Genomic DNA, 17,514 nt, shown 5'->3' with positions numbered 1-17,514 from the left:
CTACTCCGGGGAAATGGAGTGGATGAGTTCTACAACGCGGGTCAGGACCGTGGGGTCGGTTTCCGGCGGCACCCCGTGTCCAAGGTTGAGCACGTGGCCGGGCGCAGAAGCGCCGGCCGCAATGACCGCACGGACATGGGCTTCCAGCACATCCCACGGCGCGGACAGCAGCGCGGGGTCGATGTTGCCCTGCAGGGGCACCGTTCCGCCCAGGCGCCGGTTGGCCTCATCCAGCGGAAGGCGGTAATCCACTCCCACAACGTCCACGCCGACGTCGCGCATGGCAACAAGCAGTTCGGAGGTTCCGGTACCAAAGTGGATCAGCGGCGCGCCGCTGTGGCGGACATGGTCCAGCGCACGGGCCGAGGCCGGTGCCACGAACTTGGTGTAGTCGGCCAGGCCCAGCGACCCTGCCCAGGAATCAAACAGCTGCCCGGCGGAGGCGCCGGCTTCCAGCTGGGCGCGGAGGAACATCCCCGAGGCGTCGGCGGCCCAGTTGGCCAGCGCCGTCCAGGTTTCCGGGTCCGCGTGCATCATGGTGCGCGGGCCCAGGTGGTCACGGGAGGGTTTGCCCTCCACCATGTAGGCGGCGAGGGTGAACGGGGCACCGGCAAAGCCGATCAGCGGGGTTTTGCCCAGCTCGGCCACGGTCAGCCGCACGGCTTCGCGGATCGGTTCCAACGCTTCCCAGGTCAGCTGGGGCAGGGCAGCCACGTCTGCAGCCGTGCGCACCGGTTTGTCCAGCACGGGGCCCACGCCCGGCACAATGTCCACGCCGACGCCGGCGAGCTTGAGCGGAATAACGATGTCGGAGAAGAAAATGGCAGCGTCCACGTCATGGCGCCGGACGGGCTGCAGCGTGATTTCGGCCGCGAGCTCGGGCCGCAGGCAGGAATCCAGCATGGCCACGCCTTCGCGCACCTTCAGGTATTCCGGCAGGGAGCGCCCGGCCTGCCGCATGAACCACACGGGCCGCCGCGACGGCTTGCCGCCGCGGTAGGCGGTGATGAGCGGCGAATCTGCGGTTCGGCCGTCCATCAGCGGATGGCCGGCAGCGAGAGCCCTGTCGTCAGACGGGACACTGGGCACGGCATTGGACACGGCGGAGCTGGAAGTCATGCCTTTGATTGTGCCCAAAATCGGCCCTAAAAGATAACGACAGCCTGTCACCTGGAGCCGTCCTGGACGCGCCGTGGCAGGAATCACGGCCCGCTGCCGGCCGTTGCCGTTTGGCGGGTTGTTCTACCGGGCCACGAAAAAGCTATGATTGATCCGCTGTGGTTCTTTTTTCATTGGTGGCTACACACGCCGACATCGACCTTGAAACCGTTGCTCAACTGAGCAACGGTGCTTCCGGGATCGCCACATCCGCACTCTCCGGATCGCCGGCAGTGACGGGTGCGATTGTGCTTGCCACCTGCAACCGGTACGAAATCTACGGTGAAGCGCCGCACGCTGACGATGTTGAGGCTGCCCGTGCGGCCCTCGTTTCCGAGATCAGCGGCCTTAGCGGCCTCAACGAACAGCTCGTGTCCCGCTCCTTCAGCACACGCACCGGCCCCGAAGTCAGCCAGCACCTTTTCGCCGTCAGCGCCGGGCTGGACTCCGCCGTCGTGGGTGAACGTGAAATTGCCGGCCAGGTCCGCCGCGCACTCATCACCGCCCAGCACGAGGGCACGGCCAGCTCCGGCCTGGTCCGCCTCTTTCAGGCCGCCTCCAAGACAGCCAAGGATGTCGGAGCACAGACCGCCCTCGGTTCCCGGGGCCTGTCCATCGTTTCAGTGGCACTGGATCTGGCCACCGATCTCTCCGAAAGCCCCGACTGGTCAGCGAAGAAGGTAGTGGTGTTCGGCACCGGCGCCTACGCCGGCGCCACCATGGCTCTGCTCCGCGAACGGGGCTGCACCGACATCTCCGTGTTCTCCTCGTCGGGACGCGCCGAAGCGTTTGTCGCCACGCGCGGCGGAACAGCGCTGGACAGCGAATCCCTGCCGGTAGCCGTAGCTGCGGCCGACGTTATGATCGGCTGCAGCGGCTCCGACACCCGGGTCGAGGCCGGCGAACTTGCCGAGATCCGCGCGGACTCTCCCCAGCCGCTGATCGCGATCGACCTCGCCCTCACCCATGACTTTGACCCCGAAGTCGGCCAGCTCGACGGCGTTGAGCTGCTCACGCTGGAATCCGTGCGTTTGGCGGCACCCCAGGAACAGGCCGAGTCCCTCACCCAGGCCAGCGGCATTGTGTCCGGCGCGGCCCAGGCCTTCGAACAGGAACGGGAAGCCCGCTCGGTGGATTCCGCCATCGTGGCGCTCCGCCGACACACCATGAACGTCCTGGATGCGGAAATGGAACGCGTCCGTGCCCGCCACGGCTGCACCGCCGCCGCCGAGGAAGTGGAGTTCGCCCTCCGCCGGATGGTCAAGCAGCTGCTGCATGTGCCCACTGTCCGTGCCCGTGAGCTCGCCGCCAACGGCCAGCAGGACGACTACGTGTCGGCGCTCGAAACCCTCTACGGCATCACCGTGGAACAGCCGGCCACCGCAGCGCAGGCGGAGTGCCCCGTGGACCACCGGGGCCTCGAAACCGCCTGACCCCCCCCAGCGACGCTCTCTCACTTTTGGCTCGAATTGCCTCGGCAAAGTCAAGTAGTCGGAGCAACGCGGGGGTTTATGCCGCGTGTAGCAGCTGGTTCAGCCGGTTGGCTGGGGTCTCGAGGTTAAGGGTGGGCCGGGGCCGGCGGTTGAGTTTCGCGGCGACCCGGCGGAGGTCCTCCGGGGTGTGAACGGAGAGGTCAGAGCCTTTCTCGAACCAGAACCGCAGGAGCCGGTTGGTGTTCTCGTTGGTCCCGCGCTGCCAGGGTGAGTGCGGGTCGCAGAAGTAGAGCGTGGTCTCGAGTGCGGTCTGGATTTGGGCGTATTCGGCCAGTTCCGTGCCGCGGTCCCAGGTGATCGACCGTCGCAGGTGATCCGGGAGCTGGCCCATCTCCCGGATCATCGCGGCGGCGACAGTCTCAGCGGTGTGGTCCCCGGCGAGGTGGAGGAGGATCGTGAACCTGGTCGAGCGTTCCACGAGTGTTCCGATCGCGGTCCCGTCGCAGCCGATGATGAGGTCACCTTCCCAATGCCCCGGCACTGCCCGGTCCTGGACCTCGGCCGGGCGCGCACTGATCTTGAACGCCTCCTTGTAAGGGCTGTTCTTGTGCCGGTCCGCGGCGTGGGGAACGCGCTGCTTCCGCTTCAGGCTGAGCTTCTCGGCCAGATCTGCCCGCAGACTTCCGCGGGATTGAACATACAGCGCCTGGTAGATCGTCTCGTGGCTCACCTGCATAGTGTGATCACCGGCGAAGTAAAACGCCAACATCGCCGAGATCAGTTTCGGACTCCACCCGTCATCCATCCACACGCCGATCAGCCGGCACAGATCCTCGTCCTCGACCAGCTTCAACGCCTTGGGCCGGCGCCTGGCCTGATGCGCCCTCGTATGGGCGACCGAGGCGTAATACACCCCGTCCGCGCTGGCGTTCCGGTTCACCTCCCGCCAGACCACCGACTTGTCCCGACCAATCGCCTCACCAATGTCGGCATAGCTGAGTCCCTTCCGCCGACCCATCTGGATCATCCCCCGATCAGCCAAGTTCAACGCCCGGCCACCCGGACCGTCCGCCGTCGGTGCCGGATCCGAAAGACCCCCAACAGCGCCCATGTTCACAGTCATCATGTGGCCAGACTGGGCCCACCAGTTCCTCCCAGCCCCATGCGTGACTCCGACACGCCGCGCGGCAGCGACAATCGACATCCCGCCACACACCATGTCAACGAACTCGGTGCGGGTATTCGGAGGAAATGATCTGGCCATGAAAACGCTCCATCAATCAGAGCGTTGCTACGACCGTATGACTCTGCCCTCAACGCTCTCTCACTTCTTTCAAGAGACTGAGGGAGCGTCGTTGAATTAGGGGCGAAAAGTGAGAGAGCGTCGTTGCAGGGCGACAGGGTCAGTAGACCGGCTTCTGCGGCTCGACGTCGCGCACCCAGGCCAGGATTCCACCGTCGAGGTGGCTGACCCGCTGGTAGCCTGCCTTCCGCGCAGCCTCCAGCACGTTGGCTGACCGCGTGCCCGCCTTGCAGTGGAACACAATGTCCTTGTCCTGCGGAAGTTCCGCCCAGGCCTCCCCGGCGAGGATCCTGCCCTGCGGGATCAGCACCGAGCCGTCGATGCTCACGATGTCGTGTTCGCCGGTTTCCCTGACGTCCACCAGCTCGAAGTCCTTCAAGCCTGCCTTCCGGGACGCCAGCATGGTGGCCAGCTGGGTTGCCGTCACTGTGTGCTCCGTGTCGGCGGAGGCGGCGGGGGTGATGCCGCAGAAAGCTTCGTAGTCGGTCAGTTCCGTAATGGGCTCGGCCGCCGGGTCCTTGGACACTCGGATCTCGCGCCAGCTGCCGCCCAGCGCATCAAACAGTGCCACCCTGCCCAAGAGTGAACGTCCGACGCCGGTGATCAGCTTCACTGCCTCGGTCACCATGAGTGAACCCACAGCAGCACAGAGCATGCCGAAGACGCCGCCCTCGCCGCAGGAGGGCACGGATCCGGCGGGCGGCGCCTCGGGATAAAGGTCCCGGTAGGTGGGTCCGTGCTTTTCCCAGAACACGCTGACCTGACCGTCGAAGCGGAAGATCGATCCCCACACATAGGGCTTGCCGAGGATGGCGGCGGCATCGTTGACCAGGTAGCGGGTGGCGAAGTTGTCCGCCCCGTCAAGGATCAGATCGTAGTCCGCGAACAGCTCCAGTGCGTTGGAGGCATCCAGCCTGACGTTGTGCAGCCGGACCTCCACAAGCGGGTTCAGGGCCGCGATGGCGTCCCGCGCGGATTCGATCTTGGGCCGTCCTACGTCGGCGACGCCGTGGATCACCTGGCGTTGCAGGTTGCTGAGGTCAACGGCGTCGTCGTCGATGATTCCCAGGGTCCCCACGCCCGCTGCCGCCAAGTAGAGCAGGGCGGGCGAGCCCAGTCCCCCGGCGCCGATAACAAGTACCCTGGCGTTCTTCAGCCGCCGCTGCCCCACCGCTCCGATTTCGGGAATGATGAGGTGCCGCGAGTAGCGTTCCACCTCGGCCGGCGTCAGTTCACCGGCGGGCTCCACGAGCGGGTTAAGCGAGACAGAGGAATCATTTGCGGTCAAAGTCGAAGCCATACTTCAATGTATGCCCCGAGATACCGCCCGGTCATATTACCGCGCAGTATTGTGTAGGTAACGGCAAGGGAAAGTAGGGCAACTGTGGTCCATGAAGCACGGGCTGACCGGGCGTCCGGCGGCGAACCGGCCGCACCTCAACGCACTGCAGGCCAGCGGTCCGCCCGGCTTCCCCGGGACGAGCGCCGGGCGCAGCTCCTCGCTGCGGCGCAGGAGGTTTTTGTCGCCAACGGCTACCATGGCGCCGCCATGGATGAAATCGCCGAAACGGCCCATGTCAGCAAACCGGTGTTGTACCAGCACTTCCCGTCCAAACGCGAGCTGTATCTTGCCCTGCTGGACAGCCACCTCGCGTCGCTGACGGACCTGATGCTCGGTGCGTTGAGCTCCACCACCGACAATGACGAACGTGTCCAGGCCGTGATGCGTGCTTATTTCCGCTTCATCGCCAGCGATGACCAGGCCCACCGCCTGGTCTTCGAATCGGACCTCATCAACGATCCCGACGTCAGTTCACGCCTCGAGACCTTCAACAAAACCTTCGCGGACGCCGTTGCCCGCGTGATTGCCGAGGACACCAAGCTGCCCCACCTGGAGGCGCAGCTTCTGGGCCGCGGCCTAGCCGGAATGGCCCAGGTCAGCGCGCGTTACTGGCTGGAAACGGACGGGAACCTGGACCTCGATGTGGCCAGCGACCTCATTTACCGTTTAGCTTGGCGCGGAATCTCTCGATTCCCCAAAGAGTCCTAGACTACAAATAAGAGAACCCAAGAAAACTTTGATTGGCTGGGAGGCCCCCTTTTGGAAATTAAGATCGGCATTCAGAACATTGGCCGCGAAATCGTATTGGAATCGGCTCAGGATGCTGACGCTGTAGCCACGGTCGTTGAAGAAGCCATCACCAAGGGCACAGAACTCCGCCTCACGGACGACAAGGGACGCATCATCATCGTTCCCGGCAACGCCCTGGGTTACGTGGAAATCGGCGCCGAAGAGGCCCGCAAGGTCGGTTTCGGCCAGTTCTAGCACGTCCGCGGCCAGCCGCCTTGGCGGTTGGCCGCTGCTTTCCGAGGAGATTCCATGCTTTCGCTGACCATCGTTGTCCTGGTCACAGCAGCCGCAGGCTTTGTTGTCTGGGCGAATGACAAGCGCCATACGCGGTACGGCACAGGGTTGCCCGCAGGGGTTGCCGTGGTGGTGGGCGCGGTCAGCTGGATCATTTTCATCGCGGCAGGTTTTGGCTACCAGCCGGGCCTGACGTGGATTCCGTGGGTCCTGCCCATGGCGCTCGGCACCGTCGCTGCCATCGGGACGGTCATCTACCTGGGCCGGACGCGCGAAAGCCACGATACGCGGCGGCTGACGCAGGCGCTCAAGCTTTAGGCCGCGCCCTTTTTCCTTAAGAACCCGTGACCACCACCCCAGCAGGGTGCGTGGTCACGGTCCTTTAACCCGGCGGCTTAACCCACCGGCTGGGCTGTGGCGCCGAGCCGAACGGCAGCAGCACTCACGGCCGCGGCAGCAGCGGCATCCCGCTCAGTGACCTCGCCGCCGGCGTCGTGGGACGTGTAGCGCAGATGCACCCTGTTGTAGCGCCAGTCAAGGTCCGGGTGGTGGTTCTGTTCTTCCGCCAGGCGTCCGACGGCGGCAATCAGCTCCAGAGCGGCGGCCGCCGTCGGCGTCTTATAGACAGCGACGAGCCCGCCCAGCCGGTACTGCCAGTTGGGCAGCGCGGCCAGGACGGCGTCGATCCGCTCCCGCGTGAGTATGTCTTCCTTGCCGGCCACAGCGGCCTCCTAGGCTCGTCCGGTGAGCCCGCCCCGGCGTTTGGCCGAGGGCGCCAGGCGTGGAGAAAGCGGCCTAGAGAAACTCTGCCCGGCCTTCCATGGCCGATGACGCCAGGGCGTGCTCGCGGCGCGGAATCCTGCCGGCCGCTTTCGCCAGCCTACCGGCGATGACGGCGTGTTTGAAGGCCTCCCCCATGAGTGCCGGATTCTGCGCACGCGTGACCGCGGTGGCCAGCAGCACGGCATCACAGCCAAGCTCCATGGCCAGGGCGGCATCGGATGCCGTGCCGATGCCGGCGTCCAGCACCACGGGCACCGAGGCGCGGGAGACGATCAGTTCGATGTTGTGTGGATTCAGAATTCCCAGGCCGGTGCCGATGGGCGCCCCGAGCGGCATGACCGCGGTGGCACCCAGGTTTTCCAGCCGCAGGGCCAGGACCGGGTCATCGTTGGTGTACGCGAACACTTTGAAGCCCCGGTTTACAAGCTGTTCCGTGGCGTCCACGAGCTCCACGGCGTCCGGCAGCAGGGTTTGTTCGTCGGCGATGACTTCCAGCTTGAGCCAGTCGGTTTCCAGCGCTTGGCGGGCGAGTTCCGCCGTCATGACCGCGTCCCGGGCGGTGAAGCAGCCGGCGGTGTTGGGCAGGATCCGGATCCCGTGGTCCACCAGGAGCTGGAAAAGGGACCCCGATTCAGCCGGCGAATAGCGGCGCATGGCCACCGTGGTCAGCTCGGTTCCGGACGCCAGCAGGGCGGCGCCCAGCCCGTCGAGGCTGGGGGCGCCACCGGTGCCCATGATGAGGCGGGAGCCGAGCTCGACGCCGTCGATGACCAGCCTGTCTGCGCCCTCGGGACGGTTATGTGTGCTGATGTTGCTGGTTACTGTCATGGTGTCAGCCTCCCTGGACTGCTGTGACCAGTTCGACGTCGTCACCTTCGGCGAGCGCCGTGACGAACCACTGGCTGCGGGGTACTACTTCGGAGTTATGGGCGACGGCGACGCCGAGTTTCTGCCCGTCTGTTGCCTGGCCGTTGGCCGCGAGGGGACGGCCAGTGATCTGGCTGATGAGGGTGGTGATGGAGGCGTCGTCCGCCACGGAATGGCGCGAGCCGTTGAGGGTGATGTTCATGCTGATTCCTTCTGTGGGTCGAGGTCCTTCGTGCTGCTGATGTCCTTGTCTGGGGACTGTGTGCCGGCTACGTGGTGCTTTCCTGAAAAGCGGGCCGGGCTGAGGGCCCCCCATCGCGGGTCCGTCCGGCCGTCCAGCAGGTCCCGGCAGATGGCCGCCGCCGCCGGAGCCAGCAGCACTCCGTGTCGGAAGAATCCGGTGGCAACCATCAGCCCGGCAATGTTCGCCGTGTTCCCCCTCCGTGGCGTTAGCGCGGAAACCGGTACGCGGCCGAGGAGAGGCGCATTGTCCGGGGTCGCCGGTCTTGCCCGTGCCGTGCATTCCAGGAGTTCAAGCTCCGAGACGGCCGGCACCAGGACCTGGGCGTCACGCAGCAACTGGTAGACGCCGCCCGCCGAGACAGCGGCTTCGCCCGACCCGGCGAGCGCGTCTTCTCGCTGCGTAGCCCCGATCACCACCGTGCCGTCCCGCCGGGGAACGATATAGACCGGCACACCATGGACCATTCCGCGGACAGTGGAGGTGAGGAGCGGGCGCAGGTGCCGCGGAACAGCCAGCCGCAGGATGTCACCGTAGACGGGCCGCAGGGGCAAATGCAGTCCACCCGGCAGGCCCTCCAGCGACGCCGCCTGCAATCCGTTGGCCACGATGGTCTCCTTGGCCTGGACAGTTCCGCCGTGGGCGAGCCTCACGCCGATGACGCGGCCGCCCTCCCAGAGCAGGGCAGCGGCACGTTGGTCAACGGCGAATCCCGCGCGGGCACCTGCCACGGCTGTTCCTGCTCCCGGTTCGTGGATGGCCAGGACTTCCTGGAGGCACGCCACGAGTTTCCGTGGATCCACCTGGTGGTCGGCGGGGATGTCCAGGGCGCAGGATATGGCCGGGCTGAGCAGGGATTCCCTGGTCCTGGCCTCACGGACAGTCAGGGGTTCCACCACCAGGCCGCTGGCCTGCTGCACGGCCCGGAGGTCCATCAGTGCCCGGCGGTCCGCAGCGTCCGCGCCGATGGCCAGGGTCGGCGTCGTCAGATATCCGGTATCGCCAGCCCCGGCCAGGGCGAGGTCCGCCGCAAAGGCAGGCCACAGGCCGGAGGATGCCAGCATCAGCTCAAGGAGGTCTTCCTCCTGGTAGTGCAGTTCGCTCACAGGGGCCAGCATGCCGGCGGCTGCCCAGCTGGCGCCGTTGCCGGGAGCATCATCGATCAGCACGACCGAACGGCCGGACCGCCGGACTTCCCAGGCTATGGCGTGGCCGATGACTCCGCCGCCGATGACGGCCACGTCGGCGTGCAGGGCGGTGGCCTGGCTGGCTCGTGCGGACTCAGGTGGGCTGCTTATTGCGGGGGGCATATGTTCCTTCCCTACGCCGGTACTAGCCGGATCAGGTCAAGCGGTCGGCTCTGACGCCCTCTCAGCCCGGCCGCTTTGTGACGGCTGCAACGGGCTCCCGCAGTACCCGCCCAGTTTAGGGGACTTAGGCTGGTTTCCATGAACGCGCAATCCTTCGCCGCTGCAGGCACGCCCTCTGTCCCCTCCGCCGCTCCCGAGTCCTTGACCGGAACAGACCCTGCCGGCGGCATAAACACCGGCCTCCCGCACAGCGCCAGGCTGTACCTGTGCACCGACGCGCGCCGGGACCGCGGGGACTTTGGCGAGTTTGTGGACGCGGCGTTTGCCGGCGGCGTGGACATCATCCAGCTCCGGGACAAGGCGATCGAGGCGGCGGAGGAGCTGGAGCTGCTGGCCGTGCTTCAGGCCGCGGCCGAACGCCACGGAAAGCTGTGGGCAGTCAATGACCGTGCCGATATCGCGCTGCTGTCCGGCGCCCCCGTCTTCCACATCGGGCAGAAAGATCTGCCTGTCGCTTCCGCCCGCACGCTGCTCGGGGCACCAGCCGCGATCGGCCTTTCCACGCACACCGCCGAGCAGATCGAAGGCGCCATCCGGCTGTCCGGTGGGCTGACTGACCAAGGCGGCCTGGACTACTTCTGCGTAGGACCGGTCTGGGCCACTCCGACGAAACCGGGCCGGGCCGCCGTCGGCCTTGACCTGGTGCGGTACGCGGCCGAAGCCGTCCGCGCTGCCGGTGGCACCCAGGCCACGCTGCCCTGGTTTGCCATCGGAGGCATCGATCTCGGCAACGTGGAGCAGGTGGTGGAGGCCGGCGCCGGCAGGATTGTTGTGGTGCGTGCCATCACCGAAGCCCCGGACCCCGCAGCGGCGGCCGCGGCACTCCTGGCGACCCTGGACGCCGGCGCATCCTGACGATCCCCCGCGTGGCGGGCGGCGGGCGTGCACGATCCGTGGAAATCGAGCTAACCTGATTTTCGTGTCACATCATAGGTTGGCCCCCAATGTCCACGAGCAGACGAACGACCTCGCGGCGGCGCTGAGCGCCCTGCGGACCGAGCTGGAACTGCCGGGGCCCTACCCGGCGGAGGCGGTCCGGGACGCGGAAGCGGCAGTGGCCGCACACGAGTTGCCGGGTGCTGACCTGACGGAAGTGGCCTTCCTCACTATCGATCCGGCGTCGTCCACTGACCTGGATCAGGCGCTGTTCATCGAGCGTGCGGGCAATGGCTACCGGGTGCTGTACGCCATCGCTGATGTGCCGTCCTTTGTCCGCCCCGGCGGCGGACTGGACGCAGAGACCCGGCGCCGCGGCCAGACGTTCTACGCCCCTGACGGCCGTATCCCGCTGCACCCGGAAGTCATCAGCGAAGGGGCAGGCAGCCTTCTCGCCGGCCAGCTGTGTTCCGCCTACGTGTGGGAGTTCGGGCTGAACGACACCGCACAGGTCTCCACGGTGAGCGTCCGGAGGGCCACCATCCGCAGCCGGGCCAAGCTGAGCTACAAGGGAGTCCAGGCCGAACTCGACGCCGGAACGGCCGGTCCTGTCCTGCAGCTCCTGAAGGAAGTGGGCCTCAAGCGCGTTGAACTGGAGCGGCAGCGTGGCGGCGCCAGCCTGAACATGCCTGAACAGGAAATCGTGCAACTGCCCGACGGCGGCTACCGGATTGCCGCCGCGCCGCAGCTGCCGGTGGAGGACTGGAACGCCCAGATCTCCCTGATGACGGGGATGGCGGCGGCAGACCTGATGCTGGCGGGAAAAGTGGGCATCCTTCGCACCATGCCCGCCCCCGACGAGCGCTCCCTGCGTCACTTCCGCCTCCAGACCGAGGCCTTGGGCAAGCCATGGGACGGCAAGATCAGCTACGGCGAATACCTCCGCAGCCTTGATCCGACCGCGCCCCGGCAACTGGCCATCCTGCACTCCGCCGGCATGCTGTTCCGCGGCGCCAGCTACACGGCGTTTGACGGCACAGTCCCGGAAGCCGCCATCCAGGCCGCCATCGGCGCTGCCTATGCCCACACCACGGCACCGCTCCGGCGTCTGATCGACCGCTTTGTCCTGGTGATCTGCGAAGCCCTGAGCAACGGCAACCAGGTACCGGACTGGGCGCGGGAAGCCCTACCGTCCCTGCCGGAGATCATGGCCGGATCCGACCAGCTGGCATCGCGGATGGAACGCATGGCGCTGGACACCGTGGAGGCCGCGCTCCTGGTCAACCATGTGGGACAGGAGTTTGATGCGATCGTGATTTCCGGCTCCAAGCCGCAGAAGGACAACGGCAACGGGAAAAACGGCAACGGCAGGAATGGCAACGGCACCAAGAACGGCGCTGCGAAAAACGGAGCCGCAAAAAATGGAAACGGCCCCTCGGGGATCATCCAGATCGCCGAACCCGCCGTGACGGCCCGGTGCGGCGGCGACCTGGAATCCGGCACCAAGGTGCGGGTCCGCCTGATCTCTTCCGATATCGCCGCCCGCAAGGTCCACTTCGAGCTGCTGGCCTAGAGGTTTTGCGCGCCGCCTGATCGGCCCAAAGCCGGGATTCAGGGTCCGTGCGGCTAGACTGAAGAAGTAGATATGGATGCCCGGTCGTTGATTTCCTTGATTTTGAATTCAACAAGCCCGCCCCTACGCGATCTTGAGATGCACCCGTTGGTCACCAGTGCCAGCATTTTGATAGCCCGCGATCGGCTTCCACTGGATTTGCTTGCGCGCTTCGAGCGTGCTCCGGAACGGCCACGTTGGCCGGCCCGTTGAGCAGGCAGCGCCAATGCCCAAATGAATAAGGAAACTCCCCTGTGAGTGAATTGCATACCCACCAGATCCTGACTGACGACTCCGGCATCGAGACGATCGAACCCGAAGAAACCATCATCTCGGACGAGAAGCCGCACGAGATCGAGGAGAAATCCTTCGCTGACTACAACGTCCGCGCCGATATCGTGGAGTCCCTCGCCGACGCCGGGATCACCCACCCCTTCCCTATCCAGGCCATGACCCTGCCGGTGGCGCTTTCGGGCCACGACATCATCGGGCAGGCCAAGACCGGCACCGGCAAGACCCTCGGTTTCGGCATTCCCGCCCTGCAGCGCGTGGTGGGTCCGGATGACGCCGGCTATGACAAGCTCGCCGTTCCGGGTGCACCTCAGGCCCTGGTCATCGTGCCCACGCGCGAGCTGGCCGTCCAGGTGGCCAATGATCTCCAGAACGCTTCCCGCAAGCGGAACGCCCGTATCACCACCATCTACGGCGGCCGTGCCTACGAGCCCCAGGTGGAGGCCCTGCAGAACGGCGTCGAGGTAGTTGTCGGTACTCCCGGCCGCCTCATCGACCTTTACAAGCAGAAGCACCTGGTCCTGAAGAACGTCAAGATGGTCATCCTTGACGAGGCCGACGAAATGCTGGACCTCGGCTTCCTGCCGGACGTGGAAACCCTCATCGCCGGTACCCCTGCAGTCCGCCAGACCCTGCTGTTCTCTGCCACCATGCCCGGCCCGGTCATCGCCATGGCCCGCCGCTACATGACCCAGCCCACCCACATCCGGGCCGCTGATCCGGACGACGAGGGCCTCACCAAGCGCGACATCCGCCAGCTCATCTACCGTGCCCACAGCATGGACAAGATCGAGGTTGTTGCCCGCATCCTGCAGGCACGCGGCCGCGGCCGGACCATCATCTTCACCAAAACCAAGCGCACCGCCGCGAAGGTTGCCGAGGAGCTCGTGGACCGTGGCTTCGCCGCCGCCGCCATCCACGGTGACCTGGGCCAGGGCGCCCGCGAGCAGGCGCTCCGTGCCTTCCGCAACAACAAGGTGGACGTCCTGGTGGCCACTGACGTCGCCGCCCGCGGCATCGACGTCGACGACGTCACGCACGTCATCAACTACCAGTGCGTTGAAGACGAAAAGATCTACCTGCACCGCGTGGGCCGCACCGGCCGCGCGGGCAACAAGGGCACAGCAGTGACCTTCGTCGACTGGGACGACATGCCGCGCTGGGGCCTGATCAACAAAGCCCTGGGGCTCAGCGTCCCGGAGCCCGTGGAAACGTACTCCTCCTCGCCGCACCTGTACGAAGAGCTGGACATCCCGGAAGGCACCAAGGGCCGCCTGCCCCGCAACAAGCGCGTGCTGGCCGGCGTCGACGCCGAGGTCCTCGAGGACCTGGGCGAGACCGGCAAAAAGAACACCCGTCCCAGCGGTGGCCGTGACAGCGGGCGCGACAGCAACCGCGACGGCGGCCGCTCCGGTGCTCGCGACAGCAGCAGCCGCCGCACCAGCGAGCCCGGCGGACGCTCCGGTGACCGCCGTCGTCGTACCTCTGATGCGGCGACCGCCGGCACCAGCCCGGCCCCCGAACCGGCTGCTGCGGCTCCGGCCGAAGGCGAAGTGGACCCCCGTGCCCGCCGCAGCCGGACCCGCACCCGCCGCCGCAACGGCGAAGTGGTGGCCGGTGCCGACAACGGCCCGCAGCAGCGCAGCACCGAGGCATAACAGCCTCGATGACTGACACCCGCTGGGCGCCGGACGGCAGCAACCTGGTGGTTCACGCGGACAACGCGGAGTTCCTCCCCTCGCTGCCGGACGGCGCCTTCACCTTGATATACGTTGACCCGCCGTTCAACACCGGCAGGGTCCAGAAGCGCCAGGAAACGCGGATGGTGCTGAACACCGACGGTGACGGCGACCGCGTGGGCTTCAAGGGGCGTTCCTACGACACCATCAAGGGCGCCCTGCACCGGTACGACGACGCCTTCAGTGACTACTGGTCATTCCTGGAACCCCGGCTCGTGGAGGCCTGGCGGCTGCTGGCTGACGACGGCACGCTGTACCTCCACCTGGATTACCGGGAGGTCCATTACGCCAAGGTGATGCTTGACGCGATCTTCGGCCGGGAATGCTTCCTCAACGAGATCATCTGGGCCTACGACTACGGTGCCCGCGCCAAGTACCGCTGGCCCACCAAACACGACAACATCCTCGTGTACGTCAAGAACCCGGCGAAATACCACTTCGACAACGCCGAGGTGGACCGCGAGCCGTACATGGCGCCTGGCCTGGTGACACCGGCGAAGCGGGAGCTCGGGAAGCTGCCCACCGACGTCTGGTGGCACACCATAGTCTCCCCCACAGGCAAGGAAAAAACCGGCTACCCCACGCAGAAGCCCGAGGGCCTCATCCGCCGTGTGGTGTCGGCGTCAAGCCGGCCCGGTGACTGGTGCCTGGACTTCTTCGCCGGTTCCGGGACCCTGGGCGCCGTGGCGGCCAAACTGGACCGGAAGTTCGTGTGTGTGGACCAGAACCAGCCGGCCATTGACGTGATGGCCAAGCGGTTGGGGGCCAAGGCAACCTTTACGTCGTTCCCGCCCGTCTGATCAGGGGCGGACGACGGCAGTTCCCGTGCCGAGTTCCTCAATCCGCGCCAGCACATCCGCGGTGGTCAGGTTTTCTCCCAGCAGGTTCGGTTTGCCCGCTCCGTGGTAATCCGAAGAGCCGGTGATCAGCAGCCCATGCTTGGCTGCAAGACCCCTGAGGAATTCCCGTCCCTCCTCGGGGTTGTCGCGGTGGTCGATCTCCAGGCCGGCCAGGCCGGCGTCGATCATGTCGCGGTAGGTGCGCTCCCCCACGATCCGGCCCCGGCCGGACGCCACGGGATGCGCAAACACGGGAACACCACCAGCGGCACGGACCAGTTCGACGGCGGTGGCGGGGTCGGGTGCGTAGTGCTGGACAAAGTAGCGCGAATGGGACGTCAGGATGGACGTGAACGCCTCCGAGCGGTCTGCCACCACACCGGCCGCCACCAAGGCATCAGCGATGTGCGGCCGGCCCAGGGTAGCCCCGGGAGCCACATGGTGGATGACGTCGTCCCACGTCAGCGGGTAGTCTTCGGCGAGCAGGGTCACCATGCGTTCGGCCCGCGTGAGGCGCGCGTCCTTGGCCTTGGTGATCTCTTCAAGCAGCCCAGGGTGGGCAGGATCGTGCAGGTAACTCAGCAGATGCACACTGATGCCTTGCGCGGTCCGGCAGGAGACCTCCATGCCGGGGACCAGGGCCACCCCGTTTTCCAGCGCCGCGAGGGACGCTTCGGCCCAGCCGTCCGTGGAGTCGTGATCGGTTAGTGCCACCACGTCCAGGCCCGCCCGGGCAGCCGAAGCCATCACATCGGCGGGGGTTTCGGTGCCGTCCGAAACGTTCGAGTGGGCATGCAGGTCAATCCTCACTTGCCCAGCCTAGTTGACCGCGTCCGCGCCGGTATTGGCCCTAGTCTCGGTGCTGGTGAGACGATGGTGCCGTGAACGATGCCGAAAATACCCTGACCTCTGCCTCCCAGCCCCTCGACGAGCGCGTCAACAACCGCTCTCAGCGGCCCAGTTCCGCCGCCTTCAAGGCCTTTATGGCCAGCAATTGGGCGCCTTCCGAGCAACAACTTCCGGCGCTCGACCCCGTGGCCCACTACGCCGCGGCCCGGCGCAAGGCCATCTCGGAGAAGTTCAAAGGCGAACGCCTGGTCATCCCCGCCGGTCCGCTGAAAGTCCGCTCCAACGACTGCGACTACCGGTTCCGTCCGCATTCCGGCTTCGCGCATCTCACCGGCCTGGGCCTGGACCACGAGCCGGACGCCGTGCTCATTCTGGAACCCGCCGGCGAAGGAAAGGGCGACGGCGGCAGTCACCACCGTGCCACGCTGTACTTCCGTCCGCTGGCCGGCCGGGATACCGAACAGTTCTACGCTGACTCCCGTTCCGGCGAGTTCTGGATCGGTGCACGGCCCACCCTGGCCGAGTTCGAAGCGCGCCTGGGCCTGGCCACCGCCCACATCGATGGACTTGAATCCGCGATCACCAAGAACGTGGGTGCCCCGGAGATCGGCGGCATCTCCATCCGGCTGGTGCGCAAGGTGGACGAGAACATCGACGCCCTGGTGGATACTGCCCGGTACAACACTGCCAAGGACCCGGACAACCTGGACCTTGCTGTCCTGGATGCACTGGATGAAAAGCTTTCCGAAGCGCTGTCTGAACTCCGCCTCCTGAAGGATGAGTGGGAAATCGAACAGATGATGACTGCGGTGGCTGCGACTGTCGAGGGCTTCGTGGAGGTAGTCAAGGCCCTGCCCCGCGCCCTGACCCATGCCCGCGGGGAGCGCGTGGTGGAAGGTGCGTTCTTTGCGCGTGCCCGCGAGGTAGGCAACGAACTGGGCTACGACACTATCGCCGCCGCCGGCAACAACGCCACAGTCCTGCACTGGACGCGGAACACCGGCAGGATCAACGCCGGCGAACTGCTGCTGCTGGACGCCGGCGTTGAAGCGGACTCGCTCTACACCGCCGACGTCACCCGGACCCTGCCAGCCAACGGCACCTTCACCGCAGTCCAGCGCAAGGTCTACGAGGCAGTCCTGGATGCTGCCGACGCCGGATTCGCCGCTGCCCAGCCGGGTGCCAAGTTCCGGGACATCCACACCGCGGCCACCACCGTACTGGCGGAGCGTCTCGCCGAGTGGGGGCTGCTCCCGGTGAGTGTCGAGGAAGCCGTCAGCACGGAAGGCCAGCAGCACCGCCGCTGGATGCCGCACGGCACCAGTCACCACCTTGGCCTGGATGTCCACGACTGCGCCCAGGCAAAGCGCGAACTGTACCTCGACGGCATCCTGACGGAGGGCATGGTCTTCACAATCGAACCCGGCCTGTACTTCAAGAACGAGGACCTGGCCATCCCGGCGGAGTACCGCGGGATTGGCGTGCGGATCGAGGACGACATCCTCATGACGGCCGATGGTCCGGTGAACCTCAGCGCCGCACTGCCCCGCAAGGCCGACGACGTCCAGTCCTGGATGGCAGGCATCTACCAGGAGCTGGACGGTGGTTTGGCAAGCGGAGACTTCCGCTAGAGGTCTTTGCGTCCAGCGCATCTCGGCAGCGATGCGCTGGACGACCCTACCCCTTGGTGAAACTCTCATAACAGTTCTTGGCAATCGCTTGCCAAAAGTTGGCATTGATGAATACGCTAGCCGCAGAGAAAGAAAATCGTAGACTGAGTTTTAGTCT

At 66.0% G+C, this 17,514-nt stretch carries 17 protein-coding genes and 1 riboswitch; of the genes, 9 read left to right on the top strand and 8 right to left on the bottom strand.

Annotation, left to right across the window (positions count from 1 at the left end):
• The gene (gene hemE, locus MUN23_RS16420; protein WP_248759791.1) at positions 1-1,119 is read right to left on the bottom strand and encodes a uroporphyrinogen decarboxylase; all 1,119 of its coding nucleotides are present in this window, start codon (positions 1,117-1,119) and stop codon (positions 1-3) included.
• A 158-nt stretch (positions 1,120-1,277) separates the two neighbouring features.
• Between hemE and MUN23_RS16415 the strand changes: the two genes are divergently transcribed.
• Complete coding sequence (locus MUN23_RS16415; RefSeq protein WP_141141076.1) at positions 1,278-2,591, top strand: glutamyl-tRNA reductase; 1,314 nt, start codon at positions 1,278-1,280, stop codon at positions 2,589-2,591.
• Positions 2,592-2,667: 76 nt separating this feature from the next.
• On the opposite strand, the gene MUN23_RS16410 is transcribed toward MUN23_RS16415, so the two are convergent.
• Together MUN23_RS16410 and moeB are read right to left on the bottom strand one after the other, a co-directional pair.
• Complete coding sequence (locus tag MUN23_RS16410) at positions 2,668-3,855, bottom strand: IS30 family transposase (protein WP_371875902.1); 1,188 nt, start codon at positions 3,853-3,855, stop codon at positions 2,668-2,670.
• A gap of 139 nt (positions 3,856-3,994) precedes the next feature.
• Complete coding sequence (gene moeB, locus MUN23_RS16405) at positions 3,995-5,194, bottom strand: molybdopterin-synthase adenylyltransferase MoeB (protein WP_248759789.1); 1,200 nt, start codon at positions 5,192-5,194, stop codon at positions 3,995-3,997.
• Between the two features lie 84 nt (positions 5,195-5,278).
• Here moeB and MUN23_RS16400 point away from each other — a divergent pair, with 84 nt between their 5' ends.
• From MUN23_RS16400 to MUN23_RS16390, 3 genes are read left to right on the top strand one after another with little or no spacing between them, the layout of a single operon-like run.
• Entirely contained in the window at positions 5,279-5,944 is a 666-nt protein-coding gene (locus tag MUN23_RS16400; protein WP_248759787.1) for a TetR/AcrR family transcriptional regulator, read from the top strand.
• Between the two features lie 51 nt (positions 5,945-5,995).
• On the top strand, positions 5,996-6,220 hold the full coding sequence (locus MUN23_RS16395) for a DUF3107 domain-containing protein (RefSeq protein WP_248759785.1): 225 nt from the start codon (positions 5,996-5,998) through the stop codon (positions 6,218-6,220).
• A gap of 54 nt (positions 6,221-6,274) precedes the next feature.
• Complete coding sequence (locus tag MUN23_RS16390) at positions 6,275-6,577, top strand: hypothetical protein (protein WP_104062155.1); 303 nt, start codon at positions 6,275-6,277, stop codon at positions 6,575-6,577.
• Between the two features lie 77 nt (positions 6,578-6,654).
• Here the strand turns inward: MUN23_RS16390 and MUN23_RS16385 are convergent, their stop codons facing one another.
• The 4 genes from MUN23_RS16385 to thiO form a co-directional block, all read right to left on the bottom strand.
• Positions 6,655-6,981, bottom strand: coding sequence for a 4a-hydroxytetrahydrobiopterin dehydratase (locus MUN23_RS16385; protein ID WP_248759783.1), 327 nt, complete (start codon positions 6,979-6,981; stop codon positions 6,655-6,657).
• A 73-nt stretch (positions 6,982-7,054) separates the two neighbouring features.
• Complete coding sequence (locus tag MUN23_RS16380) at positions 7,055-7,870, bottom strand: thiazole synthase (protein ID WP_256468633.1); 816 nt, start codon at positions 7,868-7,870, stop codon at positions 7,055-7,057.
• A 4-nt stretch (positions 7,871-7,874) separates the two neighbouring features.
• Positions 7,875-8,111: a sulfur carrier protein ThiS gene (gene thiS / locus MUN23_RS16375; RefSeq protein ID WP_058931870.1), complete on the bottom strand. Its 237-nt coding sequence runs from the start codon at positions 8,109-8,111 to the stop codon at positions 7,875-7,877.
• A complete protein-coding gene (gene thiO, locus MUN23_RS16370) occupies positions 8,108-9,460 on the bottom strand; it encodes a glycine oxidase ThiO (protein WP_248759781.1) in 1,353 nt (450 codons plus the stop codon). The genes thiS and thiO overlap by 4 nt, the downstream gene beginning before the upstream one ends.
• A riboswitch (TPP riboswitch) is annotated at positions 9,451-9,571 on the bottom strand. It overlaps the preceding gene by 10 nt.
• Before the next feature lie 27 nt (positions 9,572-9,598).
• On the opposite strand from thiO, the gene thiE reads away from it, so the two are divergent.
• The 4 genes from thiE to MUN23_RS16350 all read left to right on the top strand — a co-directional run bounded on the left by thiE (position 9,599) and on the right by MUN23_RS16350 (position 14,838).
• Complete coding sequence (thiE, locus tag MUN23_RS16365; protein ID WP_248759779.1) at positions 9,599-10,375, top strand: thiamine phosphate synthase; 777 nt, start codon at positions 9,599-9,601, stop codon at positions 10,373-10,375.
• 64 nt (positions 10,376-10,439) lie between these two features.
• Positions 10,440-11,969, top strand: a complete 1,530-nt coding sequence (locus MUN23_RS16360; protein ID WP_248759777.1) for an RNB domain-containing ribonuclease — start codon at positions 10,440-10,442, stop codon at positions 11,967-11,969.
• A 293-nt stretch (positions 11,970-12,262) separates the two neighbouring features.
• Positions 12,263-13,957, top strand: coding sequence for a DEAD/DEAH box helicase (locus MUN23_RS16355; protein WP_248759775.1), 1,695 nt, complete (start codon positions 12,263-12,265; stop codon positions 13,955-13,957).
• Positions 13,958-13,965: 8 nt separating this feature from the next.
• Positions 13,966-14,838, top strand: coding sequence for a site-specific DNA-methyltransferase (locus MUN23_RS16350; protein ID WP_248759774.1), 873 nt, complete (start codon positions 13,966-13,968; stop codon positions 14,836-14,838).
• On the opposite strand, the gene MUN23_RS16345 is transcribed toward MUN23_RS16350, so the two are convergent.
• Positions 14,839-15,687, bottom strand: a complete 849-nt coding sequence (locus MUN23_RS16345; protein ID WP_248759773.1) for a PHP domain-containing protein — start codon at positions 15,685-15,687, stop codon at positions 14,839-14,841.
• A gap of 71 nt (positions 15,688-15,758) precedes the next feature.
• Between MUN23_RS16345 and MUN23_RS16340 the strand changes: the two genes are divergently transcribed.
• Positions 15,759-17,357 carry an aminopeptidase P family protein gene (locus MUN23_RS16340; protein ID WP_248759772.1) on the top strand — a complete coding sequence of 533 codons (1,599 nt, stop codon included), beginning with the start codon at positions 15,759-15,761 and terminating at the stop codon, positions 17,355-17,357.
• Positions 17,358-17,514: the final 157 nt, after the last annotated feature.

Source organism: Pseudarthrobacter sp. SSS035 (assembly GCF_023273875.1).
GTDB lineage: Bacteria > Actinomycetota > Actinomycetes > Actinomycetales > Micrococcaceae > Arthrobacter.
This window is presented reverse-complemented; position numbering and strand designations above follow the sequence as displayed.